At 54.9% G+C, this 26,966-nt stretch carries 24 protein-coding genes; 11 read left to right on the forward strand and 13 right to left on the reverse strand.

What is annotated here, in order from left to right; all coding sequences use genetic code 11:
• Positions 1-290 precede the first annotated feature (290 nt).
• Complete coding sequence (locus AC4IHP_RS06115; protein ID WP_490831176.1) at positions 291-1,343, reverse strand: ABC transporter substrate-binding protein; 1,053 nt, start codon at positions 1,341-1,343, stop codon at positions 291-293.
• Positions 1,344-1,853: 510 nt separating this feature from the next.
• Between AC4IHP_RS06115 and AC4IHP_RS06120 the strand changes: the two genes are divergently transcribed.
• The 5 genes from AC4IHP_RS06120 (at position 1,854) to AC4IHP_RS06140 (ending at position 5,568) form a co-directional block, all read left to right on the forward strand.
• Positions 1,854-3,014, forward strand: a complete 1,161-nt coding sequence (locus AC4IHP_RS06120) for an MFS transporter (RefSeq protein ID WP_490831177.1) — start codon at positions 1,854-1,856, stop codon at positions 3,012-3,014.
• Between the two features lie 462 nt (positions 3,015-3,476).
• Complete coding sequence (locus AC4IHP_RS06125) at positions 3,477-3,794, forward strand: antibiotic biosynthesis monooxygenase family protein (protein ID WP_490831178.1); 318 nt, start codon at positions 3,477-3,479, stop codon at positions 3,792-3,794.
• Positions 3,784-4,068 carry a helix-turn-helix domain-containing protein gene (locus AC4IHP_RS06130; RefSeq protein ID WP_490831179.1) on the forward strand — a complete coding sequence of 95 codons (285 nt, stop codon included), beginning with the start codon at positions 3,784-3,786 and terminating at the stop codon, positions 4,066-4,068. The genes AC4IHP_RS06125 and AC4IHP_RS06130 overlap by 11 nt, the downstream gene beginning before the upstream one ends.
• A 131-nt stretch (positions 4,069-4,199) precedes the next feature.
• Complete coding sequence (locus AC4IHP_RS06135; RefSeq protein ID WP_490831180.1) at positions 4,200-4,442, forward strand: hypothetical protein; 243 nt, start codon at positions 4,200-4,202, stop codon at positions 4,440-4,442.
• 97 nt (positions 4,443-4,539) lie between these two features.
• A complete protein-coding gene (locus tag AC4IHP_RS06140) occupies positions 4,540-5,568 on the forward strand; it encodes an alpha/beta hydrolase (RefSeq protein WP_490831181.1) in 1,029 nt (342 codons plus the stop codon).
• A 158-nt stretch (positions 5,569-5,726) separates the two neighbouring features.
• On the opposite strand, the gene AC4IHP_RS06145 is transcribed toward AC4IHP_RS06140, so the two are convergent.
• From AC4IHP_RS06145 to AC4IHP_RS06165, 5 genes are all read right to left on the reverse strand, one after another.
• Positions 5,727-6,632 carry a LysR family transcriptional regulator gene (locus tag AC4IHP_RS06145; protein ID WP_490831182.1) on the reverse strand — a complete coding sequence of 302 codons (906 nt, stop codon included), beginning with the start codon at positions 6,630-6,632 and terminating at the stop codon, positions 5,727-5,729.
• A 114-nt stretch (positions 6,633-6,746) separates the two neighbouring features.
• Entirely contained in the window at positions 6,747-7,658 is a 912-nt protein-coding gene (locus AC4IHP_RS06150) for a LysR family transcriptional regulator (protein WP_490831183.1), read from the reverse strand.
• A 68-nt stretch (positions 7,659-7,726) separates the two neighbouring features.
• A complete protein-coding gene (gene ttdB, locus AC4IHP_RS06155) occupies positions 7,727-8,335 on the reverse strand; it encodes a L(+)-tartrate dehydratase subunit beta (protein ID WP_048392943.1) in 609 nt (202 codons plus the stop codon).
• Positions 8,332-9,231 carry a L(+)-tartrate dehydratase subunit alpha gene (gene ttdA, locus AC4IHP_RS06160; RefSeq protein WP_490831184.1) on the reverse strand — a complete coding sequence of 300 codons (900 nt, stop codon included), beginning with the start codon at positions 9,229-9,231 and terminating at the stop codon, positions 8,332-8,334. Before ttdA ends, ttdB begins: the two co-directional genes overlap by 4 nt.
• A 149-nt stretch (positions 9,232-9,380) precedes the next feature.
• Positions 9,381-10,670, reverse strand: a complete 1,290-nt coding sequence (locus AC4IHP_RS06165; protein WP_490831185.1) for a carbohydrate porin — start codon at positions 10,668-10,670, stop codon at positions 9,381-9,383.
• A gap of 789 nt (positions 10,671-11,459) precedes the next feature.
• On the opposite strand from AC4IHP_RS06165, the gene AC4IHP_RS06170 reads away from it, so the two are divergent.
• Positions 11,460-11,747, forward strand: coding sequence for a hypothetical protein (locus tag AC4IHP_RS06170; protein WP_490831186.1), 288 nt, complete (start codon positions 11,460-11,462; stop codon positions 11,745-11,747).
• 24 nt (positions 11,748-11,771) lie between these two features.
• On the opposite strand, the gene AC4IHP_RS06175 is transcribed toward AC4IHP_RS06170, so the two are convergent.
• Positions 11,772-12,857, reverse strand: coding sequence for an AbrB family transcriptional regulator (locus AC4IHP_RS06175; protein ID WP_490831187.1), 1,086 nt, complete (start codon positions 12,855-12,857; stop codon positions 11,772-11,774).
• A gap of 130 nt (positions 12,858-12,987) precedes the next feature.
• Between AC4IHP_RS06175 and AC4IHP_RS06180 the strand changes: the two genes are divergently transcribed.
• A complete protein-coding gene (locus tag AC4IHP_RS06180) occupies positions 12,988-13,884 on the forward strand; it encodes a LysR family transcriptional regulator (protein WP_095058187.1) in 897 nt (298 codons plus the stop codon).
• 38 nt (positions 13,885-13,922) lie between these two features.
• Here the strand turns inward: AC4IHP_RS06180 and AC4IHP_RS06185 are convergent, their stop codons facing one another.
• Positions 13,923-15,116: an MFS transporter gene (locus AC4IHP_RS06185; RefSeq protein ID WP_088500315.1), complete on the reverse strand. Its 1,194-nt coding sequence runs from the start codon at positions 15,114-15,116 to the stop codon at positions 13,923-13,925.
• Between the two features lie 251 nt (positions 15,117-15,367).
• Positions 15,368-16,261, reverse strand: coding sequence for a LysR family transcriptional regulator (locus AC4IHP_RS06190; RefSeq protein ID WP_490831188.1), 894 nt, complete (start codon positions 16,259-16,261; stop codon positions 15,368-15,370).
• Positions 16,262-16,452: 191 nt separating this feature from the next.
• On the opposite strand from AC4IHP_RS06190, the gene AC4IHP_RS06195 reads away from it, so the two are divergent.
• Both AC4IHP_RS06195 and AC4IHP_RS06200 read left to right on the forward strand, forming a co-directional pair.
• Positions 16,453-17,127, forward strand: coding sequence for an NADPH-dependent F420 reductase (locus AC4IHP_RS06195; protein ID WP_490831189.1), 675 nt, complete (start codon positions 16,453-16,455; stop codon positions 17,125-17,127).
• Positions 17,128-17,303: 176 nt separating this feature from the next.
• Complete coding sequence (locus AC4IHP_RS06200) at positions 17,304-18,359, forward strand: tartrate dehydrogenase (protein ID WP_490831190.1); 1,056 nt, start codon at positions 17,304-17,306, stop codon at positions 18,357-18,359.
• A gap of 487 nt (positions 18,360-18,846) precedes the next feature.
• On the opposite strand, the gene AC4IHP_RS06205 is transcribed toward AC4IHP_RS06200, so the two are convergent.
• From AC4IHP_RS06205 to AC4IHP_RS06220, 4 genes are read right to left on the reverse strand one after another with little or no spacing between them, the layout of a single operon-like run.
• Entirely contained in the window at positions 18,847-19,677 is an 831-nt protein-coding gene (locus tag AC4IHP_RS06205; RefSeq protein ID WP_490831191.1) for a glucose 1-dehydrogenase, read from the reverse strand.
• 48 nt (positions 19,678-19,725) lie between these two features.
• Complete coding sequence (locus AC4IHP_RS06210; protein WP_490831192.1) at positions 19,726-20,964, reverse strand: ABC transporter permease subunit; 1,239 nt, start codon at positions 20,962-20,964, stop codon at positions 19,726-19,728.
• A gap of 33 nt (positions 20,965-20,997) precedes the next feature.
• Positions 20,998-22,530: a sugar ABC transporter ATP-binding protein gene (locus tag AC4IHP_RS06215; RefSeq protein ID WP_490831193.1), complete on the reverse strand. Its 1,533-nt coding sequence runs from the start codon at positions 22,528-22,530 to the stop codon at positions 20,998-21,000.
• Between the two features lie 47 nt (positions 22,531-22,577).
• On the reverse strand, positions 22,578-23,576 hold the full coding sequence (locus AC4IHP_RS06220; protein WP_490831194.1) for a sugar ABC transporter substrate-binding protein: 999 nt from the start codon (positions 23,574-23,576) through the stop codon (positions 22,578-22,580).
• 749 nt (positions 23,577-24,325) lie between these two features.
• Here AC4IHP_RS06220 and AC4IHP_RS06225 point away from each other — a divergent pair.
• Positions 24,326-25,174, forward strand: a complete 849-nt coding sequence (locus AC4IHP_RS06225) for an SMP-30/gluconolactonase/LRE family protein (RefSeq protein ID WP_490831195.1) — start codon at positions 24,326-24,328, stop codon at positions 25,172-25,174.
• A 121-nt stretch (positions 25,175-25,295) separates the two neighbouring features.
• Positions 25,296-26,933: a GMC family oxidoreductase gene (locus AC4IHP_RS06230; protein ID WP_490831196.1), complete on the forward strand. Its 1,638-nt coding sequence runs from the start codon at positions 25,296-25,298 to the stop codon at positions 26,931-26,933.
• The last annotated feature ends 33 nt before the right edge of the window (positions 26,934-26,966 follow it).

The raw sequence follows: 26,966 nt of genomic DNA on the forward strand, positions 1-26,966 counted from the left end.
ACCCAGCGCTGGTGCACATTGCTGGTGGTGACGATTGTCCTCGCGGACGGCGAGGTGCGGTGCTCGGAAACTGTCATGTAAGGAACTCCCAATGGTGGGCACGTACTTAAGGCAAGCGCGAGGGATAGCACGGGTCGCTCTGCGGGCCCCTCAGGCCTAATGTACCGGGATGCCAACGAACGAAGCAGGTGGAATTGGCCGGTGCCGAAGCGCTTTATGTCGAAATCGGGGAGGCAGACGGCATGTCCTGCGCCGAGGCACCTGGCCCGCGGCGCAGCGCAAAGCGGCCGTTATTTTTTCTGGACGAAAGCCAGCCAGCGTTCTTCTGCCTTGATCCCGGCTTCCGACGCCCACCACTGCGCCGAGAGCAGGGCCTGGCGGGAGATATTCTCGGGAGAAGACGGTAGTTTGGTCTCGCGCTCGGCCGGGATCACCCCGGTCTTGAACGCCTCGGGGTTCAGCGGGCCGTAGTCGATGATCATCGGCAACGCCGCCTGAAGTTTGGCATCGATGGCTTCGTTGACGAACTTCATAGCTGCCACCTTGTGCGGGGAACCCTTGAGGACGCACAGCGAGTTGGTTTCCAGCACGCCCTGATTGTAATCGAACGCCACCGGCGCGCCGGCGGCCTGTACGGCGGTGATCCGGCCATTCCACGCCTGGATCATGTCCACTTCACCGTCACTGATCAACTGCGCCGACTGTCCGCCGGATGTCCACCAGGTGGCGATGTCAGGTTTGATCTGTTCGAGCTTCTTGAAGGCGCGCTCAACGTCCAGCGGGTAAAGTTTGTCCACCGGTACGCCATCCGCCAGCAAGGCGATTTCCAAGGTAGGGCGCGGCAAGTTGCGCAGGGAGCGTTGGCCCGGAAACTTTTTGATGTCCCAGAAATCGGCCCAGGTTTTGGGGACGTTGTTGCCCTTGAAAGCGTCGGTGCGATACGCCAGCACCGTGGAGTAACTGATGTAGCCGACGCTGTATTCGTCCTTGAGGCTGTCAGGGATCTGCGCGGCGTTGGGAATCAGCGACAGGTCGAGCTTCTCGAACAGTCCTTCGGCTTCACCGCGGATGCAGTCGCCGGTGGGCAGGTCGACCACGTCCCAGGTCACCTTGCCGCTCTCGACTTGGGTCTTGATGATCGGGTAGGCCTTCGGTGAACTGTCTTGCTTGAGCGTCAAACCGAGTTTTTTCGCGGCTGGCTCGAGAATGGCCTTGCTCTGGGCTTCCTGGTACGCGCCGCCTTGGGAAACGAATGTAATGTCCTCGGCCATGGCCTGGGTGGTACCACCTATGAACAGGGCCAGGCTCGCGAGTTTGAAAACTGTGATGCGCAATGTGCTCATGGAAAGACTCCGAATGGTTGGCAGATTTCTAAGGCGAGCTGTAGGTTTTGTTGTCGGTCGCTCTGCGGGACCATGGAGATCTACTGTACCGGCTTGTCCATGAACGAAGAGGCTACAAATGCGCCGCTGAAAAGTTGTTTGTTGCGAAATTCGAAACGGTCACGGTATTTCGTGCGTCTTGTGTGTGGGGTGGGGCTGGGTCCGCTCACGAGAACCAATAGCCCTTATAGCCGGTACCGTTATCCGAAACGAACGGTTATCAGCCAGTCGTTTCTGACTCTGAGCGGCTCAGCCGTGCGTGAAGATGCGCGAGTTTCGTTCATTGCGAAAGGCTCATAGTTAAGCGGTGTGCGAGGCGCTCAAGGCCGATCCAGTGACCACTTTGATTCATGGGAGCATTCACTGGCACGGGCGTTTCCCTATGCACCTTCCTGCTAAGGTCGGAATTTTTTTGATGCGCAAGGCATCAGTGCGCCTTCGCAAGAGCGCATCCGACTAAGGAGTCTGCCCATGAGTGCAAATAACGGTCGCCTGCCTGTCCTCGGGCTACTTGCCCTGTCCACTACGGCATTTCTCACCATTCTGACCGAGACGATGCCGGCAGCGGTTCTGCCTGCAATGGCGCAGAGCCTTGAGCAGCCCCCTGCCGGTATCGGTTTATTGGTTTCCATCTATGCATTGGCCTCCGCTGCGGCCGCAATCCCCATTGTGGCGCTCACTCGCGGGGTGCCTCGCAAATCGTTGTACATCATGCTCGTGCTGGGCTTTGCAGTGGCTAACGCTATTACCGCCATCTCGACGTCTTATGCGGTGACGGTCGCTTCACGGGTGGTGGCCGGCCTCGCCGCAGGGGTGGTCTGGCCAGTTATCTGCAGTTATGCCATCCGCCTCGTCGATCGCAAAGACATGGGACAGGCCGTCGCAATTACCCTGGCTGGGAGTACCGTGGCCATGGTCGCCGGTTTGCCTTTGGGGAGCCTGCTGGGCTCATTGCTTGGGTGGCGTTTCAGCTATGGACTGCTTTCGTTGCTAGCGCTGCTTGTCATCGTCTGGGTTCTGCTGGTCGTGCCGTCCATGCCGGGCGAACGGCACAAGGAGGGCACTTCGATTCGTGACGTCATTCGCACCCCGGGGCTGAAAGTGATCTTGCTGTCGGCTTTTTGCGCAATCCTGGCTCATTACACGCTGTACACCTACATGGCGCCGCTCGCGGAAAAAGCCAGGCTGTCAGGCGGCACCGCTCAGGGCCTGTTTTTGTTCGGTACGGGCGCCATCCTGGGTGTACTGATCGCCGGACGGTTGGTCGATACGAGGCTTCGGCTTATAGCGACCACCGCATTGACCTGCACAGCTGTGACGATGGTTGTGCTGATAGCGGCTCCGTATCAAATGATCGCTTCGGCTGCGATTTTTGTGTGGGGGGCTTCGTTCGGGGGCATGCCGACAGTCTTCCAGTCAGCGACGGGGCGAGTGGCGGAAGATAATGCTGAGCTGGCAACGGCGATATTGACGACCATCTACAACTTGGGGATTTTTGGTGGAGGTGCCGTGGGTGGTTTGCTCCTGAGCTACTTCGGAACCGTAAGTCTCTCGGGTTTTGCGCTGCTCATCGTTAGCGCTTCCCTCGTGGTGGTCATTAGAGGGAGACGTCACGCGTTTCCACGGCGGTAAATTATTGCGGGATATATCTCCTTGGAGGAACGCACGGTGTAGATGCAATCCTCACGACCGCGTTTCACTTCTGCCTTACTCTTGGTCGGCAGTCACCTAATCGCAAACCAGACGATGTTCGAATAATGCCGTTCTGTTCACCGCAATATCGGATAACTAATTGTTTTAAGTGGTTATTTTATATTTTTGCGACATTTGCATTTGCAGGACATGCTGTTCATGGCTTAGCCACGGTTGTTCAACGGTACTCGTGGTGGCGCGGTTCTAGTACAAGCATTGTTGAGAAATGCTCATGAGCGTATCAACCAGTTGCCGTATAGCCATGGAGTCATCGCAGGGCTAGGTTTGTCTCGCTGCTGCAGCACAAATGCTTTCGTTGGATGTGGAACTTGACCGCGTGCAACACAGGCATTGCACGCAGTTGTCATTTAATTTTATTACCCAAGCGAAGCAGGGCCGGATATGAATATCGCCGCAGTTAATACCTTGGAGATCCGAGTCATCGAAGAGGTTGACCAACACTTTGAACAGCGTTTAAAGGCGTACGCGGAGACTTTTGAAAAGGTACACGGATGCCTGGGCTATAGCTTGATTCGTAGCTCCCGCGATCCTGCTCTGTGGGTCTTCAGTGGCTACTGGAGCGCGGCATCGATGATGACTGAGCACTTTGAAAGCGAGTCGATGACGGCGTTGGTCAATCATTTGGTAGCATCATGTTCCAACTTGAGGTTCGCCAGTTTCACGCCCCAAATCGAAAGGGGGCCGCACGATGAAGCTTGATGAAGGGCTATTCACGGCGATCGATCTCAATGCCTTGTTCATTCTGTGGGTGGTCTATCGCGAGCGAGGCGTGACGCGGGCAGCCGAACGATTGAACGTAAAGCAGCCAGCGGTGAGCAACACGCTGGCGAAGCTGCGAGTCCACTTTAAAGATCCCTTGTTTATCCGACGTTCGAGGGAGCTGGTGCCCACGGCCAAGGCCAACGAAATAGTGCGGGGGTTGGCGCCAGCATTGATGAGCATCCAGGACGTTATACGTCCCTCGGAAGGATGATTGCGGCGCTGCGGTTGCCCGAGGTGCTGTCTGAAATCGAAACGAAAAAGTCGACAACCAGGTTTGCATTATTCTGTTACATTAATAGTTGGTGCAGTATATGTTTCTTTTGGTGAATGAAGGACAGGTCGATGAATCTTGTGGCGAGCCCCGAGCTGCTGCTGATGAAGTCATCACCGCGCCAGACCCGATCTCAGGCGATTCGATCTTTATTAATTACTTTTATGCATGGTGCCTTTCAATTGTATGTGGTGTTTTTCGGGCAGTGCCTCGAATACATTGACGTCGACGAATTGATCCTTCGTGGGCTTGGACGTAATGCCATAAGGGAAGTGCCCGGCATAGAAACCCAGCGCCTCGTTCTGCGTAGCTGACCACATGGATTGGACTCTACTGGCGTTCATCGAGCCTGGATCAGACCACAGTCGTTTCTGGACGTCTACACATCGGTTCTTAATCAGGAACAACATTATGAAGAAATTATTTTTAACGCTGGCCCTGCTGGCGAGTTCGGTTACTGCAATGGCCGCCGATATGTCCAACGGCGCGGACAACTTTTTCAAGAGCGATAAGGTGACTGAGCAGAAGGTATCCTTCAATAATCAGTACAAGATGAAAGTCGTCGGGAATCTTTTTGTTCCGAAGAATTTAAATAAGGCTAACAAAAATCCTGCGATTATCATTGGCCATCCTATGGGAGCCGTCAAAGAGCAAAGCTCAAACCTTTACGCTCAGAAACTCGCTGAACAAGGCTTTGTGACCCTTGCGATAGACCAATCATTCTGGGGCGAAAGCGAGGGGCAACCGCGTAATGCCGTGGCGCCCGACATTTACTCAGAAGCGTTCAGCGCAGCGGTCGATTACCTTGGCACGCAGTCGTATATTGATCGCAACCGCATCGGCGTGCTCGGCATCTGTGGCAGCGGCAGCTTTGTCATCAGTGCGGCAAAAATCGACCCTCGTATGAAGGCGATTGCTACGGTCAGTATGTATGACATGGGTGCAGCCAACCGCGACGCGCTCAACCATTCGCAAACACTTGAACAGCGCAAGCAGATCATCGCAGAGGCGGCTGAACAGCGTTATACAGAGTTCACCGGTGGTGAGACCAAGTACACCAGTGGCACGGTACACAAGCTGGACGCCAACACCCATCCGATCCAGCGTGAGTTCTACGATTTTTATCGCACCCCGCGCGGTGAGTTTACCCCAGCAGGGTCGTCACCTGATTTGACGACGCATCCAACATTGACCAGCAACGTGAAGTTCATGAACTTCTACCCCTTCAATGACATTGCGTCGATTTCGCCTCGCCCAATGCTGTTCATCGCAGGCTCTGAAGCGCACTCACTGGAATTCAGCCAAGAAGCCTTCAAGCTGGCTGGTCAGCCCAAGGAATTGGTCATCGTGCCAGGCGCAGGGCATGTTGACCTCTATGATCGGGTGAACCTTATTCCTTTCGACAAGCTGACTTCTTTCTTCCGGGCCAACCTGAAGTAATCAACCTTTGAAGCCGCAACTGGGTGTCCAAACACATTGCGGCTTCAAGACTGAGCGCAGGTCGTTGCGCGCATCGCTCGACTTGCGTTTTCCGGGACGTTCATCCCTTGAGTCCTCATGACTCCTTCAGGCTCTGCACATTGCAGGGCCTTTTTTTGTCATGACTCATGTCGCAAAGCGGCGATCAATAACGCCATAGCTCCCGACGGTTGCCGGCGGCTTGGGTAGTAGAGGTGAAGCCCTGCCCATAGTGGGCACCAGTCTTTCAATACCGGAATCAGGTGCCCTGCGGCAACGTACGGCTCCGCAATGTCTTCAGGCACATAGGCGATACCCAAGCCAGCAATGGCAGCGTCGAGACAATCATAGATGCTGTTATAAATGAGCTGGCCATCAACACGTACATTCAACTGTCGGCCGTCTTTCTCAAATTCCCACGGCCACAGTCCTCCGTGAGTAGGAAGCCGCAGATTGATACAGTTATGCTGCATCAAATCCTCCGGTCTCTCAGGTTCCGAGCGGTTGGCGAAGTAGCGTCTGGTGCCCACCGCAGTAAATCGCATATCGGGACCGATACGGACGGCGATCATGTCTTGGGCTACGGACTCGCCCAATCGAACGCCAGCATCGAAACGATCCGCCGCGATGTCGATGAGTCCATTGTCAGCGAATAGCTCAACCTTGATGCCTGGGTATTTAGGTAGGAATTTTTTCAGCTTTGGGGATATGACCGATCGGATAGGGTGGTCCGACGCCGTTATTCGAATCGTCCCGGTGGGGCTTTCCCCTAATTCTGAGAGCGCCAGCAATTCAGCATCGATCTCTTCAAATCGAGGGCCAATAGTTGCGAGTAGTCTTTCGCCGGCTTCCGTAGGTGAGACGGAGCGGGAGTTGCGTGCGAGCAAGCGTGTGCCCAGGTTTCGCTCGAGCGAGCTAACGGCATGGCTAACCGCGGACTGAGATAAGCCGAGATGCGCTGCCGCTCGAGTAAAACTCTTTTCCCGGGCAACGGCGATCAAGGCCATTAGTCCGCCAAAGGATTGTTTGAGGATGTCGTCTTGCATGGCTTCGATAATCAGTGTGGAGGCGCAGGAACAATAACATTCTGGTGCATTGTTCGCAGAGCTTACAGCGCCGGCCTTGCTATGCGCTGAGATGACCGTGGTTAGGCAGCAGGACTATTCCCGATCTTCGATATGGTCGATGTGTTTGAAGCGTTCAATCAGGAAATCGATCAGGTGCCGGACTCGTGCCGAGAGATGCAGTTGCTGCGGATAGACTGCGTAGACGTCAGCGTGGGTGGGCATATGGTTTTCCAGTACGAGGCGCAGTCGTCCGCTACGCACGTAACGAGCTATATCCCATTCGGCTCTGAGCAATAACCCATAACCTTCCAGGGCCCAGTTGAGGGCAACCTCGCCGTCATTGCAGCACAGGGCGCCGTGTACCTTGATATTTTCCGTGAGTTCACCGTTAGCGAATCTCCACACGCCATAGGGCGATTCATTCTGACGAATAAAGATGCAGTTGTGGTGTTGCAGATCCGTCAGTTTTTGCGGCGTTCCGTACTTTTCGAGATAGATAGGGGAGGCGCAAAGCAGGCGGCGGTTGGAGGCTATTTTACGTGCATGGAAGGCAGCGTCTGGCAACGTGCCGAAGCGAATGCCCAAATCAAAGCCATGAGTGGCCAGGTCCAAAGGATGGTCGCTGATCTCTAGCTGAATCTCCACTTCCGGGTACAGGGCGTAGAAGGCGGCCAAGGCGGGTCCGATGTGGCGACGGCCGAAACCGAGCGATGCATTCACCCGTATCAGGCCCTTGGGCGTAGCGCGGCGGCTGCTGACGAGCTGTTCTACCTCGTCGATCTGGGTCAGAATGCGGGCGACGTGGGTGTAATACAGCTCACCTTCTGCAGTAAGGCTCATCGAGCGTGTAGTTCGATTAACCAGCCGCACCCCCAACCTCTTCTCCAGCGCGGAAAGTCTTTTGCTGATTGCAGGAGGGGTAACGCCAAGTTCCCTGGCGGTTGCGACAAGGCTGCCTTGTTTCGCTAGCAAGTGAAAAAAAGCCAGGTCTTGGGCATTGTTCATGCTTGATTCCAAAGTGTCTTCTGACAAAGAACGGCCGCCACGGTGCCAGTCGCGGCCGATCTACCAAGTCACTTGATGAAGCGCACCTGGGCGTTGATTTTATCGATGATTGCACCTTTGCGTTCGTTAAATCGCGCTTTGTTTTGTTCGAAAAGGTTATTGCCTTTGGTGTCGATGGAGATGATCAGCGGACCGAACTCCCGGACCCGGTTGACCCAAAGGGTTTCCGGCATGCCAAGATCCTGCCACTCAGCCCGTTCGATCTCCTCTACTTTGGTGGCTGCAAGGACCGCACAACCGCCAGGGAATACGGCATGCACGGCCTTGTTCTCCAAGCAGCCTGCGGTGGTTTCGGGCCCCATGCCACCTTTGCCAATAATCATCTTGACGCCGGTTTCCTCGATGAACTGCTTTTCAAATTTCTCCATTCGCATGCTGGTAGTCGGCCCGATGGATACCATCTCAAAGCTGCCATCGTCTTTTTTACGCACGATGGGGCCAGCATGGAAGATTGCCCCACCGCGCAAATCCACCGGCAGTTCACGTTTGAGCTCGATGAGGCGTCGGTGAGCCACGTCGCGGCAAGTGACTAATTGCCCCGTCAGGTAAACCACGTCGCCGACGTTGAGCTCTGCGAGATCTTCATCCTTGATAGGCGTGTTGAGGACTTTAATCACAGGACTACTCCTTCATGGGAGAGGATGTCGTAGGACAGGTCGGCATTGATGCGGATTTTGCCGCGACGGTGTGCCCAGCAACCGGTGGAGACCGCAACACCGATAGTCGATGGGTGGCGTGCTGAAGACTCGATGTTTACACCCATTACACTGCTGTTGCCGGTCAGGCCTTGTGGTCCGATGCCGACCTCATTGAGGCCTTCCTCAAGGAGTCGTTCCATCAAGGCGGCATTTTCGTTGGGATGGCTGGAGTCGACTGGTCGCAGAATGGCGCGCTTGGATAAGCGGGCGGCTGTCTCTACGGAAGTGGACACGCCGACACCCACCAGCAGGGGTGGACAAGCGTTCACACCGCGGGAGGTAATGACGTCGAAAACGAATTCCGTTACGCCCTCATAGCCTTGACCTGGCATCAAAACCTTTGCGGAGCCCGGCAGTGTGCAACCGCCGCCAGCCATGTAAACATCGATCACTGCGTAATCGGCGTCCGGGATAATCTCCCAGTCAAGCCACGGAATTTTGGAGCCGGTGTTGGTCCCAGTGTTCTTTTCGACGAAGGTCTCTACGGCGTTATGACGTAACGGGCCTTTGATGGTTGCTTCCAGAGTTGCATTTTCGAGAATGTTTTCAAGTTCCCCCAATAACGGGAACCGGGCACCTGCTGCGATGAAGTACTGAATCACGCCGGTGTCCTGGCAGCTCGGTCGATCGAGCTTGTCAGCATAATCCTGGTTTTCCGCCATGGAGTCGTAGACGGCAATGGCCAGCGGATTGGTTTCCGCTGCGCGTAGTTGGGCAGTCTTCTTTTTTACATCAGTCGGCAAGCGTTTACCAATATAGGCAGTAAACTTGGCCATGACGTCAGTCAACGATTCAACAGCTGTTTCTTTTTCCACTTATATTTTCCTCATCGTATTACTAGGCTCTTTGGTTTGTATGGCAGGTAGGCCTATTGAAGAGTTCCTAAGTATCTTCAGTTGCGTAATTGAGAATTAAACCAGCGCGTTGTGCTGGTTTAACTCTTTCGTCTGGCTTCAGGTTTGGATTACAAGCTGGTCTCAAACTTCAGGCCTGCGACCCAAGCGTCCTTAACTTCGCTGACTCCCCCGGGGTTGCCAACAAACTGGATATTGGGGCGAACGGTCAACCATTTGGTCACGCCAAAGCCATAGTAGATCTCCATATTGGTTTCTGAACTTTGCGTTGGCGTGTAGCGAGGGTCGTCGTAATCGCTGACGCCCGCCCGGTCATTCAGTTGGCGCTGATGATCTGTGAAGCGGTTATTCACATGGAGACTGGCAATGGCGACACCGATCTCGTCATTCGGGCGAGATTTGAAGGGGGCCGTGTAGTAAGCGCCTACCTGTGCATAGCGATCGATCATATTGGTGGCTTTGTCATGTACCGTGGCATAGGCAAACACCGTCAGCCCGCGAGCGGCGAAGTCCGGATCTCTCCAGACTTGTTGTTGCCCCGCAATCCATGCGCCATGTTTACTGTCGCGGGATTTTGCTATGCCATTTTCTTCTGTATTGACGTCGTTAGCGTCACGGCTGCTGTAATACGCGCCCAGGCGGTATTCCCCTGGCAGCCGTCCTGCGCCCAGCGATGTGGTATGGACCAGCTCGACAGGTACCAGCGTACCCTCATTGCCGCTGCCGCTGAGTTTGAAACCGTTACCTATTTCCAGGTAGGAGGGGTTCTGCTCGTAAGCACCAATCTGCGCATAAGTGTCATCGCTCAGCGCGACCTTTGCACGGCCCGCCCATTGAGTGATTGGCCAGTTATAAATGATATCGCCGGCCCAGTTACCCGGTTGCGCGCCGCAGAACGCCAGGTTCTGGAACTTGCAGGGGAAACTGCCGAAATCTTCGCCAAAGTTCATCCGGCCTAACTTGATGTCTAGCCCACCATTAAAAAACTTCTGACGGTACCAGAGTTGCGTAAGGCGCCAAGTTTGGCCGCGGCCATATACCTCTTGCACTTGGCTGATCCCGCCCACCCGTGGGTCGGCGATTACATCATTGGTGAGGTTGCGTCCGTTACGATCTGTCACCGTGAACTGGAAGTCCGCGCCTTTCCAGCCGAGTATTTTCTCAAGGTCAAAATTGCTCATGAGCGCAAGTTGGTCGGTATACCGAGCTGTGGTATGCGAATCGTAGCCACCGACAAGATTCGTCGCCGCGTCGCCCGTGTAGAGCACGTTAAAGGTATAACCCTTTTCCAGTAGTTCTGAGCGTAGGCCGCCCCAATCTCCCAGCATCCAGGGAGACTCAGGATTGAAGGCTTCTTGCGCCTGACTGCTGTTCGCTCCGCAAAGCAGCAGCAGTGCCATTGGTATCTTGTTCCGGGTAGTGCGGTTCGAGTGAGTAATCATCTTGATCTCTGCTTTTATTTTTGTTGGTCAGATAATTGAGCGCACCCCGCTGTCGACCAAATACTGAGTATTGGCCTAAGGGTGTTGTGCAGCGGTATTGAGTAGTACGACGCGTCTGTTGTTTTTCGGCGATAGCGACCTCTAAGGTTATTAAATGGATATTTTTAGGGACGAAACGCTTGACTAGGCGGGCCACGGAAGAAAGGTGGGATACTTCAGAATTAGCTTTGATGGGGTAGGGGGCAACAGCTCACAGAGGTCGAAAGAACGTGTACTCGTGTTTGCTTTGATCATGTAGCGACTCTCCGATTCTGATTGTTATGGAGAAGATTCATTTATGACCTCTTTGTAACTACCTGTGAACTATCACGTCGTGCTGGGTAGCGTTATTAAAACTCCCAGGACAGTGTCTTTATTTCCGAGTTCTGCTGAATTCGCGCTCATGGACCCCTGGTGGTCGGGCAAGAACGGAGTGGATCAGTCGGCATTGGGCGTGCGCCCAGGCAGCATTGCTCGCTTTGCTAGATCGGGCTGTCACCAGTCATTTGCACAGGCTTGTTTTGCAAATATGCACATGGTGGGATTTATAGTCAATAAGATGTTTTTTGTCATGTTCGCGTTTTTTACGGATTTCCTGGGTTTTTTACTGACCGAATAGACAATAAAATATCGTAAGACATTGATATATATATCTAATATGGTAAGTATGGTGTGGCGGATGGATGTCTAAAAAATAACGCCTCTGCAATGAATATTTTGAATAGGGTCTTATTGTGGGATTTGTTTGATGAAACTTATGCGAAGATTGCTGAGCGGGACTACAAAGAGATAATTGTGCCGCGTCTTACCCAAGGTGCTCAGTCGTTGGCGATGCTCCGTCATCGCAAAGCGCAGCTTGGCACGCAGTGGCTGATACCTCGCCCAAACGGATTTTTCAATGAGGCGCAAGAGCGCTGGATGTGCGGCAGCTATGCGTTGCCATCTCTTGAAAAAGATCTGGAAGGTAAGACCCCCGGACGCTGGCTTCCGCGCTAGAGATCGTTGCAGTGGGGGGCTAGCCTATATCGTTATCCGACGGTAACTGCCCAAGCGAATAATCAATCGGGCCACAAAAGCCCCCGTCAAGATGACCGCAAACAGTCGTAGAGTCTGCATGGCCAATACCAGACCTACATCGGAGTGCGTTTCCACCGCGATGATTGCCATCGTATCGAGCCCCCCTGGACTTGTGGCCAGGTAAATCGAGAGGAAGTCCTTGTTCAACACGGCTGCCAATAGCCACGCAGACAATGCGCACAAAGCGATCATCAGGAGCGCTCCCAGTATCATCGCCGGTAATCGCCGCCAGACGTATTTGACGGTCGTTCGATCAAAGCGCAAGCCAACGTAGCAACCAATAACGCCGTAGGCGATAGCGAGTAACCAACTGGGCAGGGTGATATGCAACAGGCCGCTGATCTGTAACGCTCCGCCCAACATCAGCGGCATCAGCAGCGCACCGGCTGGCAATCGATTTCCCAACGCCACACCGATTAGTAGGGTGACGATTGTGAGGCCCAGATGCAGCAGGCCGAAGCTTTGCAACGCGACGTCTGCAGCATGTACCTCGCTTCCTCCGACCGGTGCTTCCAGCAAGTTGCTCACCAACGCACCGATCATTACCACGCACACCACGCGCACATATTGCATCGTGGCGACCACTCGGGAATCGGCGCCGTATTCGTCAGCCATCAAGACTATGGCAGAAGCTGCGCCTGGCGATGTACCCCAAGCTGCGGTACTGGCTGGGATGCCCATCCACACCAACGCAAGCCCGACCAGCGCGCTAAGGCTGACCGTCACCACTGTCGCAAACAGCATCATTGGCCAAGACTGTGCTATCGAAACGAGTACGGCGAGTGTCATCGAATGAGCGACAAGAATGCCGATGCAGCCCTGGCCAAGCTTGAAGGCGTAGCGGTGCAGTCGAATGCTCGCACCGCATACGCCGAACATGATGGCAATCAGCATAGGCCCCAGGAATTGGCCTGCTGGTACCTCTAGAAACATCAGCAACTGACCAGCCGCTCCAGCCGCTAGGGCAAGCGCCAACCATTGAAGCGGCGCGGGATAGACATGCAGGGAAAATCTGGCGGTAGAAGACAAGAGTCGTACTCCAAAACGCTGTTCGCCGCGAGGGCGTGGCATCGCTATCGATGTGCTGATAATTATTGATACCTAGTTTGATAAAGTCTATTTTCTAATATCGATTGATTGATAACTTTGGTTGATGGATATGGACCTGCGTGATCTTGCCTATTTTGAAATCATCGCCGAGTTGGGGCACCTGGGGCGGGCTGCGCAAAAGCTCAACCGCAGTCAGCCAGCGCTGACTAAAAGCATCCAGCGGCTTGAGGAGTCTCTAGGGACCCGGTTGTTCGAGCGCGATGGGCGGCGGATTAAGCTCACACCAGTGGGGGAGTTGCTGAAAGTGCGTGGCAAACAGCTGCAGCAGAGCGTTGCCGAAACCCAGCGAGAAATACGTGATTTTGCAAACGGTGTGATGGGAAACATCCGCTTGGGCTGCGCAGCCTCTATGGCTGATCACCTGCTTCCACACCTGACCGCGACGCTGCTTTCGCGTGCGCCGCAGATCACCTTGAACTTGGTGATCGGCCAAGACGATTTACTGCGCGAATCACTGTTCTCCGGGAGGCTGGATATGGTGATTTGCCCACAATACGAAGCGGATCCGTTATTGCAGTTTCATGCCTTGTTCGACGATGAGGCGGTGGTGGTCGCCAGCCGTCATCATCCATTATTCAGCGCCGGCTATGAGTTACGCGATTTGTGTCAGTATCAATGGGTGTTGCCGGCCTCCACTGTGCCGGCGCGGCGCTGGATAGACAATGCGTTCCAATCCAGGGACCTGCCTTTACCTCAGGTACAGATCGAAACCACCTCAATCTCTTTGTTACCACGCCTGATTGGCGAAACCAACCTGCTGAGCTTTCTAGCCAGGGAGACCCTCGAAGACGTCAAGGGGGTCACGCACCTTCGTGAGGTGAGACTGAAGGAAACCACGATGAAACGTACTATCGTCGTGTTCGTCCGCGCGGGCGCCTATTTATCGCCGGCCGCACAAATGTTGCTGAGCGTCCTTAAAGACGATGGAACCATTTTATTGGGCTAGCGGATGCTCTTGGCAACCGCTTGCATCGATCGGGCCTATCAAGCCGGCGAGGACTGGGTGAGCCGCTCACCGTTTCCAACCACCAGTGCTGCCAGGATGAGCAGCGCGCTGCCGCCGATTAGAGGGGCAGCCACCGACACATGATCCAACAGGCTCCCGCCGAACGCGCCGCCGACCATGATCGCCATCTGAATAGCTGCAACCATCAACCCACCGCCAGTTTCTGGCTCATCGCTCACTTCTTTGGCCAGCCAGGTCGACCAGCATACCGGGATGGCTGAGTACAGCATCCCCCAGCCAAACATCATGATGGCGGCGGCAGCGAAGATGTATCCGAGCTCGGCCAAAGCTACCGTCATGACAGCCAGGGCCACTGGCAACCAGCGCAACAGTTGAAAGAGAAACTGTTTTTCCAGCAGCCGACTGACGAGGTATGTACCTCCGAAACCGGCGATACCCAGGCTTAAGAGCAAAACCGACAGTTGGGTCGAGTCAACGCCAGTGACTTGTTCCAGAAATGGGCGCAAGTAGGTGAAGGCGGTAAACGTACCACCGAAAGTCAGCATGGCGGCCAGCAGACCGAACATTACATTTCTGCGTTTCAGTACGCCGAACAGCCTGGAAAGGGGAATGGTTTTTTCTGGCTGCATCTTGGGCAAGCTTTTGTATTGCCAGATCACGTTAACGATGACAATCGGCACCAGCGCAGCGAACACGAAGCGCCATCCCAAATGGCCTCCCACGTAAGCCCCAATCGGCGCGGCAAATGCAGCGGCCACCGAATGCCCCATGTAAATCATGCCTAAGGCTTTAGGCACCGAATCCTCGGGGACTATTCGCAGGACAGTGGCAGTGGATAGAGCCCAGAAGCCGCCGATGGCGACCCCCAAGAAGGCTCGGGCAATCATCAACCAAGTGAAGCCAGGCGCCAGAGCGATGACTACCAGCGAAACAAGCATCAGCACGGTCATTGAAATCAGGACATGACGTCTATCGAAGCGTCCGGCGATAGAGGCGATGCAGAGGCTTGCCACCACCGCAAAGAAACCGGAAATGGAAATCGCCTGCCCAGCCATCCCTTGGGAAGTATGAAGGTCGTTGGCGATTGGAGTCAGCAGACTCACGGGCATGAACTCTGCCGCGATCAACAGAGCGACGCAGAGTGTCAAAGACCCCACGGCGCTCCAGATCCGGCTATCGACCTGAGCCGAAGTAAAAGTTGAGGTAGTCATCGTTGTTCCCATGAAATAGCCAATACACAACGCCCCAAAGGATTGGGGCACTGCGCAATGGACGAATGAATGCAAGGAAATAAAAACGCCAGGAATTGACCCAGCGGGCGATGGGGCAATCCCTCATCGCGAATTGTTTGAGTTGGAATGATAGGGGGCTAAGGACGAACTGTAATGACCTGAAATCCGAAAGCACCTATGAATGCCGGCGCATAATTCATTTGCGTAAGGAGCGCTCAGTGCACCGTCGCTTAATCTGGATACCGCAGTTCATCGATCAGAACCTGCATCGCCCGGGATTTTTCGCGTTCACTGGAGTAGTACAGATGCAGTCCCGGGAATGTCCTGCACCACGCCTCCATAACAGGGATTAAATTGCCCGCATCGATATGGGGTTGGGCGATATCCTGCGGAACGTAGGCCAGCCCAAAACCCGATACGGCTGCATTCAAAATCTGATTGATGCCATTGAATATGAGTTTGCCTCTAACTCTCGTATTGACTTCCTGGCCGTCCTTCTCGAGCTCCCACGCGTACAGGCCGCCACGCGTCGGTAGGCGCATATTTATACATTCATGACCCTGAAGATCCTGCGGCTTGATCGGTACGTCACGGGATTCCATATAGGACGGTGCGCCTACCATGACAAAGCGCATGTCCGGTGCAATACGAACGGCCTCGATCCCGTTAGCCAGACCGTCCCCGAGACGGATACCGAAGTCAAAATGGTCGGCCACAATGTCCGTCAATCCATAGTCGATAGACACTTCTACACTGATCTGTGGGTATTTCGGCAGGACTTGGGCCAACCTCGGCCAGAGCACGGTATCGATCACATGATCGGTCGCTGTGATTCGAATATTACCAGCGGGGGTGTCACCGAGCTCAGTCACAGCAATCAGCTCGGCCTCGATTTCCCTAAGACGGGGTTCCACAGACTGAAGCAGTCGTTCTCCTGCCTCAGTGACGGACACGCTGCGGGTCGTTCGTGTGAGAAGGCGAACGCCGACCCGGGCTTCCAGTCGTTGGATGCTATGACTGAGCATCGATTGAGATATTCCCAATTGGGAGGCCGCGCGCGTGAAGCTCTGTTCCCGAGCGACAGCAATAAGAGCGAGGAGGTCGCTGTAATGTTCCTTTGCCATTCATCAATTCTCTGCATGGAAGCGGGTACTGTATCGGGCTCAAGCACGCGATAAAAGGTTTGGAGTCTATGAGCTTCACAACAGTTGTTGTGCGGTATTGATCAATGCTGATCATACCTTCATTCACGGTCGAGCCTTCCTCTTGGTGGCATCCCGGTTTCTAATGAAGCCCAACTCACTGGAGATCTATCATGAAAATTGGGATTCTTGGCTCCGGCCGAATGGGTAGTCATCTCGGCACGATGTTCGCCAAAGTTGGTCATGAGGTCAGCTTCAGCTACTCCCGTAGTCAGCAGAAAATTCTCGATTTGGCTGCGTCGGCGGGCAAAAATGCACGAGCGAGCACACCGGCAGAGGCAGCGCTAAACGCTGATCTGGTCCTCTTGGCCGTGCATTGGCTTCAGGTACCTGACGTGCTTGGCCAGGTTGGGGACCTGAGCGGGAAGATAGTCATGACCTGCTGCAACCCGTTAAACGCAGAGGACACAGAACTCGTTATCGGCCATACGATGTCCGGTGCCGAAACGCTGGCACGAATGATTCCTGACGCTCATGTTGTCGCAGCCTTCCAGTCGACGCCCAGCGAGCTATTGTTCGATGTATTTGCGGCCAGAGGCGAGGCGTTGCGTCCCAGTTTGATCTTCTGCGGCGATAACGCAGCCAGTAAAGCCCAGGCTGCTGGTCTCATCAGCCAGGTGGGATTCGATCCGGTAGACGCAGGGGCTCTGAAAATTGCTCGTTACATTGAGCCTTTCGGAATGCTCTCTGGTGTGTTGGCCTACGAAACGGACCAGGGGCCGGACTGGGCTTATCGCTTTGGGCGTTTCGACAGGTTGTTCAAAGGCACCTCCCGCATTGGAAAGTAGCTTCACTTGCGCCTACCGGCATCTCATCGACGTTCTGATTCGTAACTCCAAGTTATGTATGTAGTGATTTTGAGTCGACTCTGCTTCTTTTTGCGCTCCATATAATTGGTTCACGACCCCGCCTGGCCAGTCCGGTATGGCGGGTTGCAAGAGCCAAAACAAGAGCGGAGATGAAAATGAGCGCGTACAAAATTGCTGCAGTTCCCGGTGATGGCATTGGTATAGAAGTCATTGCAGCGGGTGTCGAGGTGCTCGAGGCACTGTCGAAAAAATCCGGTTTCGATTTGCAGTTCAAACACTTCGATTGGAACTCGGACAACTACCTGAAAAACGGTTACTACATCCCTGAGAACGGCCTTGAGGAATTGAAGACATTCGACGCCATCTTCTTTGGCGCTGTCGGTGCGCTTAATGTGCCTGATCACATTTCTCTCTGGGGCCTGCGCCTGCCGATTTGCCAGGGCTTTGACCAATACGCCAATGTGCGTCCAGCCCGTGTGTTGCCAGGGGTAAAAAGCCCGCTGATCAACGGCGACCAAATTGATTGGGTGGTGGTCCGGGAAAATTCTGAAGGCGAGTACTCCGGCAATGGCGGTCGTGTCCACCGTGGTCTGCCAGAAGAAGTGGCCACTGAAGTATCCGTCTTCACGCGGGCCGGCGTAGAACGCATCCACCGCTTTGCCTTCCAATTGGCACAGAGCCGTCCACGTAAGCACCTGACAGTGGTCACCAAGTCCAATGCCCAACGTCACGGGATGGTGTTGTGGGACGAGATCTTCTACGAAGTGGCTAAGGATTTCCCTGACGTAAGAATCGACAAGGAACTGGTCGATGCCGTAACCACTCGCATGGTTCTCAAACCATCGACCCTGGATGTCATTGTGGCGACCAATCTGCACGCCGATATCCTGTCCGATCTGGCCGCGGCATTGTCCGGTAGCCTGGGCATCGCTCCGACGGCCAACCTTAATCCTTCACGCAAGTTTCCATCGATGTTCGAGCCTATACATGGTTCTGCCTTCGACATTACTGGCAAAGGCGTGGCCAACCCGATTGCAACGTTCTGGACGGCAGCGATGATGCTCGAACATCTGGGTGAAGTGGATGCCGCCAACCGCTTGATGTCGGCCATCGAAGCGGTAACTGAAAGCGGGCTGCATACACCAGATCTCGGTGGTAAAGCCACTACTCGGCAGATCACTGACGCTGTACTTGAACTGATCAATCGCTGATTTCATTACTGATCAAACTGCGGATAAGCCGAGGGCGGATCATCGATCCGCCCTCGGCTTATCCGCAGTTTGATTTATATGCTCCTCGCTCAAGTCTCCACTAGCCTACCTCATGGCATTAATGTGTAGGCGCAGTATCTCTGGAGCGACAGGGCTAGAATTCGTAAGAATAAAAGAAGGGGTGGGCCAGCAATCCATTCGCGTGGCAAGCGTCGCGCCGGATTGTGTTCAGGCACAACGCAAATGAGGAGTCAGCCCGTGGCATCGACGAGCTCTATATGGGCAAAAACCGCTGGCATGCGTTGATAAAGGTCAGGGATATACTGCGGCGGGACGTTAGCGTTTTCAGATAAAGGGGGCGAGATTCAGGAACGGTCTGGGACGGGGGGCATGTGAGTTCTGGCGAACGCGACGTTGGGTTATTCGTTATGTCGCTGCCGAACCATACGGCCCGGCAGCGAATTCTCAATGGAACGGTGTCTGAGCTTCAGATCCCGGCAGTCTGTCCGCCGTCAATAACCATGGCGTGGCCCGTGACGAAGCCTGCCTGCTCGGAGCAAAGCCACAGGACGGTATTGGCGATCTCCTCGGGGCGACCCATACGACCAATCGGTTCCTGTGCAATCACGCGAGCGCGGCCTTGTTCGGTATCGCCAGTGAAGCGAGAGATCATGTCAGTATCGATAATCCCAGGGCACAGGGCATTCACTCGAATACCTTGGGACGCATGTTCCAGAGCTGCGCATTTGCTGATGGCGGTGACGCCGTATTTTGAAGCGCAGTATGCCGATTGCCCTTGGATCGCCAATATTCCAGCCCCGGAGGAGGTGTTAACGATCGCACCGCCTCCATTCTTCAGCATAATATCGATCTGGTGCTTCATGCACAGATAAACACTCTTCAGGTTTACCGCCAGCACGCGGTCCCAGAGGTCCTCGTCGATATCTTTGAGCTTGTTCACTGGCTGCTCGATTCCGGCGTTATTGAACGCGCAGTCGAGCCCTCCAAAAGTCGCCACGGTTTCATCCAGAGCCGCTTTGATAGCTTTGCTGCTCGTCACATCGCAGGGGATGGTGAGGACACGACCACCAAACGCGTCGATGAGTGCGGCGGTTTCCTCAAGACCTTTTTCGGAAATGTCTACAGCCGTAACGCTGGCGCCGGCTTTTGCGAATGCGATGGCCGTGGCTCGGCCGATGCCGCTACCGGCGCCGGTGACAAATGCGACTTTGCCGGTATAGGTTCCTGCGGTAGATAGGGTCATGATGCTGTCCTCTTGATTGTTTTTACTGAAGGATTCGAGCAGAAATTGGGTCAATGCCTCGCCTTCTGTTAAGGCGGCGGGGCATCGGTCTTAGTCATGGGGTCACTTGGATTTGACTTTGCTTCGGCTGTTGCCAACGGTGTATAGCGCGGCAGCACCAATGAGCACGATGCCTTCGATCAACCCTTGATAGTTCGCGCCCAGATTCAAGATGTTGAAGCCGTTGGTGAGCGAGTAGAGCAGCAGTGCCCCAGCCAGCGTTTTAATAACACTGCCGGCGCCGCCAAATAGCGAAGTGCCGCCCAGAATTGCCGCGGCGATAACAGCCAATTCAGCACCACTCAGGGCTGCGGGGTTGATGGAGCGCAGGCGACTCGCAAAAAGGATCCCGGCAAAGCCCGCCGCGGCGCTGCACAACACGAAAGCAACCAACTTGTAACGTACAACATTGATACCGGAGAGGCGGGCGGCTTCGGCATTGCCACCTACGGCGTAGAGGCGACGGCCTACCATGGTGAAACTCAGCGTCACCCAAACGATGGTGGTGAAAATCGCCATGTAGATGACCGGTTTCGGCAGCATGATTTTGCCTCCGGCGCCCCAGCTCATTGCCAGCAGGCAAAGGCCGCCCAGAGCCATTCCGAGCATGGCTGGTGTCAGGGGGCTCGCCGCTTTTCGTGCACGTACCGCTTGCAGAAGACTAATGCCCAGCAGTACCGCACCCAGGAGAATTGCTACCACGCCAGCGTCCAGTCGACCCGACTCGAACGCTTTCATGGCTTCGATGACTTCGGGTTTTTGCACAGACAGAGATTGGCCGTCAGTGAAAATCAAAACCGCGCCGCGTAGCGCAGTCATGGTGCCGAGGGTAACAATAAACGCATTGATACCCACGAATTGCACGATGGATCCGTTCAGCAGGCCGGCGCAAATGGCGACCGTCATTGAAAAGGCGCAGGCGGGCCAGAAGCCCAACTGATCGGCGAAACCGATAAGAATCGCGGCCGAGAGAGCCGCGACCGACGCGACTGACAAATCGAAATTACCGCTGATCAATATGACCGTCATGGCCACGGCCATAATGGCGATGAGTGAGGACTGATAGACGATATTGGTAATGTTCAGAACGCTGAGGTAGTTGGATTTCCCCAAGTAAGTCGTGATGCACGACAGACCAACCAGTAGCAGCAGCAATGCATAATAGACCCCCATTTCACGCAGGCTGAAGAGGCGTCGCCAATCTACCTGACGATACACAGGCGTGGGCGCGGGCGGTGGCGGTGTTACATTTTGACTGGCAAGCCGCACCGATTCGATTTTTGGTTGAGTTGTGGTACTCATTGTTTTTATCTCTATAGCTAGATTATCCATTGCTCAATGACCTCTGCTTTCAGGAGTCACGCATTTACCGCCTGCGAGCAGGAGCAGTTCATGTTCCGATGTTTCATGGACGGGGCGCTCCGCGACGCAGCATCCATCGCGCATGACAATAATGCGATCGCTTACGGCGAGCAGTTCTTCAAACTCTGACGACACGACGATGATGGCTTTGCCTTCTGCGGCAAGCCGACGGATCAGGAAGATGATCTCGGTTTTTGCACCGATATCGATGCCGGCGGTTGGCTCGTCCAAAAGAAGAACCTTGACGTCGCTGAATAACCACTTCGCGATTGTCACCTTTTGGGCATTGCCGCCGCTGAGTTCGCTGACGAGAATGTCAGGCGAACTGGCCTTGATGGAGAGTTGTTGGATGGCATCCCAGCCACGGTTCAGTTCACGTTGCTCGTTGGGAAGGCAATTGAATGCCGACACGGAATTCAAGGCGGGCAGGGAGGTGTTACGCCAAATCTCGAAATCCGGTACCAGGCCCTGCTTTATACGATCTTCCGGCACCAGGCCTATGCCGGCTTTGACCGAGGCGCCAGTGCTACGCCCAATCTCCCGGCCGTTGAGGATGACCTTGCCTGATGCATTCGTGTCAGCGCCAAATGCTGCGTGCAGCAATTCGCTTCGACCTGAACCCAACAGGCCCGCTATGCCTATGACTTCGCCAGCCGCGAGTTTCAGCGATGTCGGGTGCAGCTTGCCCGAGGAGGAGATGTTCTGCAGTTCCAGCACGGTTCGGGATGGATCGGAGGAACTGCTGCGTTGAGTCGTCGCACGCGCTTGTTTGGCGATTGGCTTGCCTACAATCGCTTCGGCCAAGAGATTTTCGTCCAGATCACAGGTGTTGGCTCGCATGGCTGCGACCCCATCACGCAGGACCGTGACACAGTCTGTCAGGGCTATGACCTCGTCCAGGAAGTGCGAGACAAAGAGAATGGCTTTATTTTCGACTTTTGACAGGCGTCGGACAGTGTCATAGACAATTTCTCGCTCCTCTGTCGCCAGGGAGGCGGTTGGCTCGTCCATGACAATCAAGTCCGCACCCGTGGCAAAGGCTTGATAAATCGCTGCCATCTGGCGCTGGCCTATCGAGAGGTCGCACACCTTGCTATCGGCATCCAGTCTGTAACCGACGCGCTGGCAGAGCTCATCGAAGCGTTCGCGCATCGAATTGGGGTAGCGCCACGTGCCGTTCTTTCCGAGAAAGACGTTTTCAATCACTGAGAGGGTGGGCACGAGCGGTATATGTTGGTGGATGGTGGCTACGCCCATGTCGTTGGCCACCTTCGGACTCGCCCACGTCACTGGCTTACCGCGCCAGACAATTTCACCGCTCGTGGGAGCATTAGCGCCGGACAGGATCTTAATCAGGGTCGACTTGCCAGCGCCGTTGGCGCCAAGCAATCCGTGAACTTTGCCCCGCGCAATGTCGAGATCGACGCCGCGCAGTGCGACAGTACCGTTTGGGTATTCTTTCGCAACCCCTTGGAGCCGCATGAGAAGCGTTTCTTGATGAGTCATCTCGATAATCCGTTTTTGTTTTTTGTTATCGGCTTATATAAAGCGCCTTACCACTTGTCGGGGCAGGCGTTGAGCGTGTCTTTGGTGAGCAATGGCAACTCGTAGGTCACGTACTTGCCTTTCGGTGTTTCCGGATGGGTCACAGACTCATAAAGAGACTTGAAGAGAAGTTCACCAAGCAGCTTGGGACGCACACACACAGACGCAGTGATTTCGCCAGCCGCGATCCCGGTAGACCCGACCTTGGAGCCGCCTCCTGTTGCCACCAAGGCGATTTCTGAACCTTGGGCTGCCAAGGCGCGAGCGCAACCAATGGCCATGTCTTCGGCCTGACTAAAGATGAGGTCGAGGTCTGGATGGGCAGTCAGCATGTTCTGGCAAACGCGCTCGCCCTGCTCAGGCGTCCAGTCGGTGGGCTGAGACGCGACAATTTCATATTTCGCGCCAGCTTTTTTCAGGCCCGTCTTGAAGCCCTCGGTGAGCTGCTTGACTACGGCGTAGCCAGGTACGCCTTCGACGACTGCGATTTTTGCCACACGGTCTTTAGGCAACAGCGTCGCTGCGTGCTCGCCGGCCACTTCGCCAGCGCGGATGTCATCGGTAGTAACCAAGGCAACAAGTTGTTCGTAGGGCTTGTTGATCGCCCGTTCCTGAGGGTCACCTACCATCACAGCGACCGCAGCCACGGGAATATTGTGATCTACGATCTTGTCGACGAAAGATTGCGCAACCACCGAATCCAGGGGCAGAAAACCGATAGCATCGACGCGCTGCGCGATCATGTCGTCGAGCGCATTGCCCTGCTTCTCGACGCTGCCTCGCGGGTCGATGATGACGGCTTTGACGCCGGCAGCTTTGGCTGCGGCTTCGAAGCCTTTAGCGGTCGCTACGTTGTAGGGATAGGCGAGGTTGCCGGGAACATAGCCGAAGGTCAGCTCGGCAGCGTTACTGACGGTGGCAGTCACTGCCAGGACGGCGGGGATCATGTGTTTGAAAAGTGCACGGATAGCGTGGTTTTGGCGCACGCTGAAATTCTTATTCGGCATTTATAGCTCCCTGAAACTTGTCGAAACGTTGTTGTTTTTGTGTTTTGCGTCAGGTCTTTCTTGGTTTTGCCTTGGTAAAGCACGCATTTCCAATCACGAAACTCAGGGGGCGAATCGCCGTGATGCGCACGACACATTCATCCGATCTGCAGGCGCTTTGCGTGAATACCTGCCCGACCGGTTGGAGGGTGGGTTTCTCGCTAGGCACATTCGAGTCAATTTTGCGTTACTTAAAATCAACATATCCCTGATTGTGGGATTGCGCAACAGATTTTGATTTGGTCATTTTCTGATTCGGGTCTACCGTCTGGCGCGGCACAGCGCCGTGCCGAATCGCTGCGCCATTGGAGCGCGCGCTATTTGTAAGGGGCGGTTGGCGTCGGGAGGCCTACAGTCATGCCCAACGATTAGGGTGCCAAGCCTTGGGAGCAGGCCACCCAATCATGTTTTACGATCACACCGAAGCACGAGTGATGTGTGGCTTCAGGCGTCTCGACGGGCCTTTGAGGGCGATGACAATGAGCCGTCCACGATGCCAATAACCTACGCAGAACCCACCTGCTTACAGGATTTACAGGCCAGCTCTAGATGCCTGTAAATTAATTAATCCCATTTATTGACACATTTTTTATTGTTCGATAGGGTTTGTGGCAGCAGGTGACTTTCATTGGGCTTCGCTCGGTGGTCTGCACAGATCGCATTCGCTCTACCGTTTTTCATCTAAAAATAAAAGAAAGGGCAGGCAGAACATGCAAGAGCTAAAGGCGCATCGCTTCGCTGATGATTTCGTCTTCCTTGAGGCTCCTCGGTGGTACGACGGTTGCCTGTGGGTGCCAGACGTCTTTGACTCGATTCTCTACCAAGTCGACGTGAGCGGGCGCCGGGTTGTGCTGAAAGACAATTTGCCACCGCGGCCTAATAGTCTCGGATTCCTGTCTGATGGAACTCCTCTTATCGTGTCATCCGTCGCTCGCCAGATATTGAAGCTGGTGGATGGAGAGTTGCTTGTACACGCTGACCTCTCGAAGTGGGCCACTGGTGATTTGAATGATTTCGCGGTGGCCGACAATGGCTGTCTCTATGTCGGCAATTTTGGCTATGACCTGTTCATGGGCGAAGAGAAGCGCGAAACCTCTGTCCATATCGTCGAGCTGGATGGCACCGTCAGCCACGGTAGCGATGGCGTCGAATTCCCCAATGGCGCGGTAATTCTTAATCATGGGCGAACGCTGGTGGTCGCAGAAACCTGGCGCGGCCGGCTGACGGCATTTGATCGTGCGCTGGATGGATCTCTGTCCAATCGCCGGCTATTTGCCGACATCGCAGGACGACAGCCGGACGGTATGTGCGCCGATGCAGAAGGCGGCGTTTGGGTTTGCTCGTTCAATACAGGGGAAGTTTTGCGGGTCTTGGAAGGAGGGGAAATTACACATCGTCTGCATTTCCCAGGTAGCGCCGTTGCTTGCGAACTGGGCGGGGATGACGGTCATACCCTTTTTATCACTACCTATGATGGCACGATCCCTGACCAGCAAGCGCGCAAGCGACTTGGGGCACTTAACCAAGTGCAGGTCGACATTCCTCGTGCTGGATCCTGAACAACGAAGCCAGATCGGCTGCTGATGACAACGGTTTGCGGTTAGGGCATCCCATGGTTGAGCCCGGGCAGGTATCGCCTGTTCGTTGCTACCAGGTTTGAAAGAGCGAGGAATAGGGTCAATGCAGATTTATGATTACATCGTCGTCGGTGCTGGATCTTCCGGCTGTCCGGTTGCGCGCGGCTTGTCTGACGACCCACAGAACAGCGTCCTGCTCATCGAGGCGGGTCCTGCGGCAGATCGTTTTTGGGTCAACACGCCCGCGGGAATGGGCAAGCTGTATTTTAACAAGCTGTTGAACTGGAACTTTCGCACCGCGCCGATGGACAAGCTCCAAGGGCGTGAAATGTACTGGCCTCGGGGCAAATTGCTTGGTGGGTCCAGCTCCATCAACGGCATGGTATTCATTCGCGGGCATCAGAAAGATTTTGATGGCTGGCGTGCCCTGGGCAACCCAGGCTGGGGCTATGAAGATGTTTTGCCCTACTTCAAAAAAATGGAGCATTTCGAGCGGGGCGGCGACCAATACCGGGGAGCGAATGGTCCGCTGTGTATCAGCGATCCGATCGTCAAGGAAAAGAGTAGCTACGACTTTATAGAAGCCGCGAACCGTATCGGCATCCCGGTGACCGAGGACATGAACGGCGCTGTGCACGATGGCGTGGGTTTCATGCAGCACAACATCCAGGACGGACAGCGGATGTCGACTTACCGGGCATTTATCGAGCCGGTCATTGAACGACCGAACCTGACGATTCGAACCGGATGCGAACTGCAGCGCGTTTTATTCGATGGGCGAACCGCCGTCGGCGTAGAGGTTTTGAAGGGCGGTCGCTTGGAGAGGATCTATGCGGCGCGTGAGGTGATCTTGTCAGCGGGTTCACTGAAGACTCCGCAGATGCTCATGCTGTCGGGTGTTGGCCCACGGGCTGAACTGGAAAAGCACGCGATACCTGTGGTCCTGGATTCCCCGGGGGTGGGGCAGAACCTGCAGGATCACTTCTATATCCACACAGGTTGGCGTTGCACCCCGGACAGCTCGTACAACGCCAACCTTGTCGGTCTGCGTAAATACTGGGAAGGCTTTCGTTACCTGATGACCCGCAAAGGTTATCTTTCCCTCGGCTCTTCCCAGGTAGCGGCGTTCGTTAAAAGTAGGCCGGACGAGGACTATGCTGATCTCCAAATCAGCTTCAGGCCCATGACCTTTCAGTACTTTCCCGACGGCACGGTTGACGTTGAAAAGCATCCTGGGCTCGGGGTGTCGGTCTATCAGTTGCGTCCCAGCACCACGGGAACAGTGACGCTGCGTTCGACCAACCCGTCGGACCCGGCCGATTACACACCCAATTTCCTGAGCAGTGATTACGACGTCAATGCCGTGATCAGTGGTGTGCGCTGGATACGCAAAATCATGAACAGCGAGCCCATCAAATCCCGGGTGGTCGCCGAAGAACTGCCCGGGCCCCACGTCCGTACGGATGAAGATATTTATAACTACCTGGTCGAAACCGGCAACTCGGCCCACCACCAGGGGGGCACCTGCAAGATGGGTAACGACGCCATGGCGGTGGTGGACGAACGACTGCGTGTTCGTGGTATCGAGCGACTGCGGGTAGTGGATGCTTCGATCATGCCATTTATCACGTCGGGCAACACCAATGCCCCGTCCATCATGATCGGAGTGAAGGCCGCCGACCTGATTCGTGAAGATGCGCTGGCGCGCCGCGCAAGCAGCTCCCTGGCCGAAACTAATTGAGCGAGTCGGTGAACACCGTGTCGCCACTTGCTG

This window comes from Pseudomonas sp. UF-293 (genome assembly GCF_058245595.1).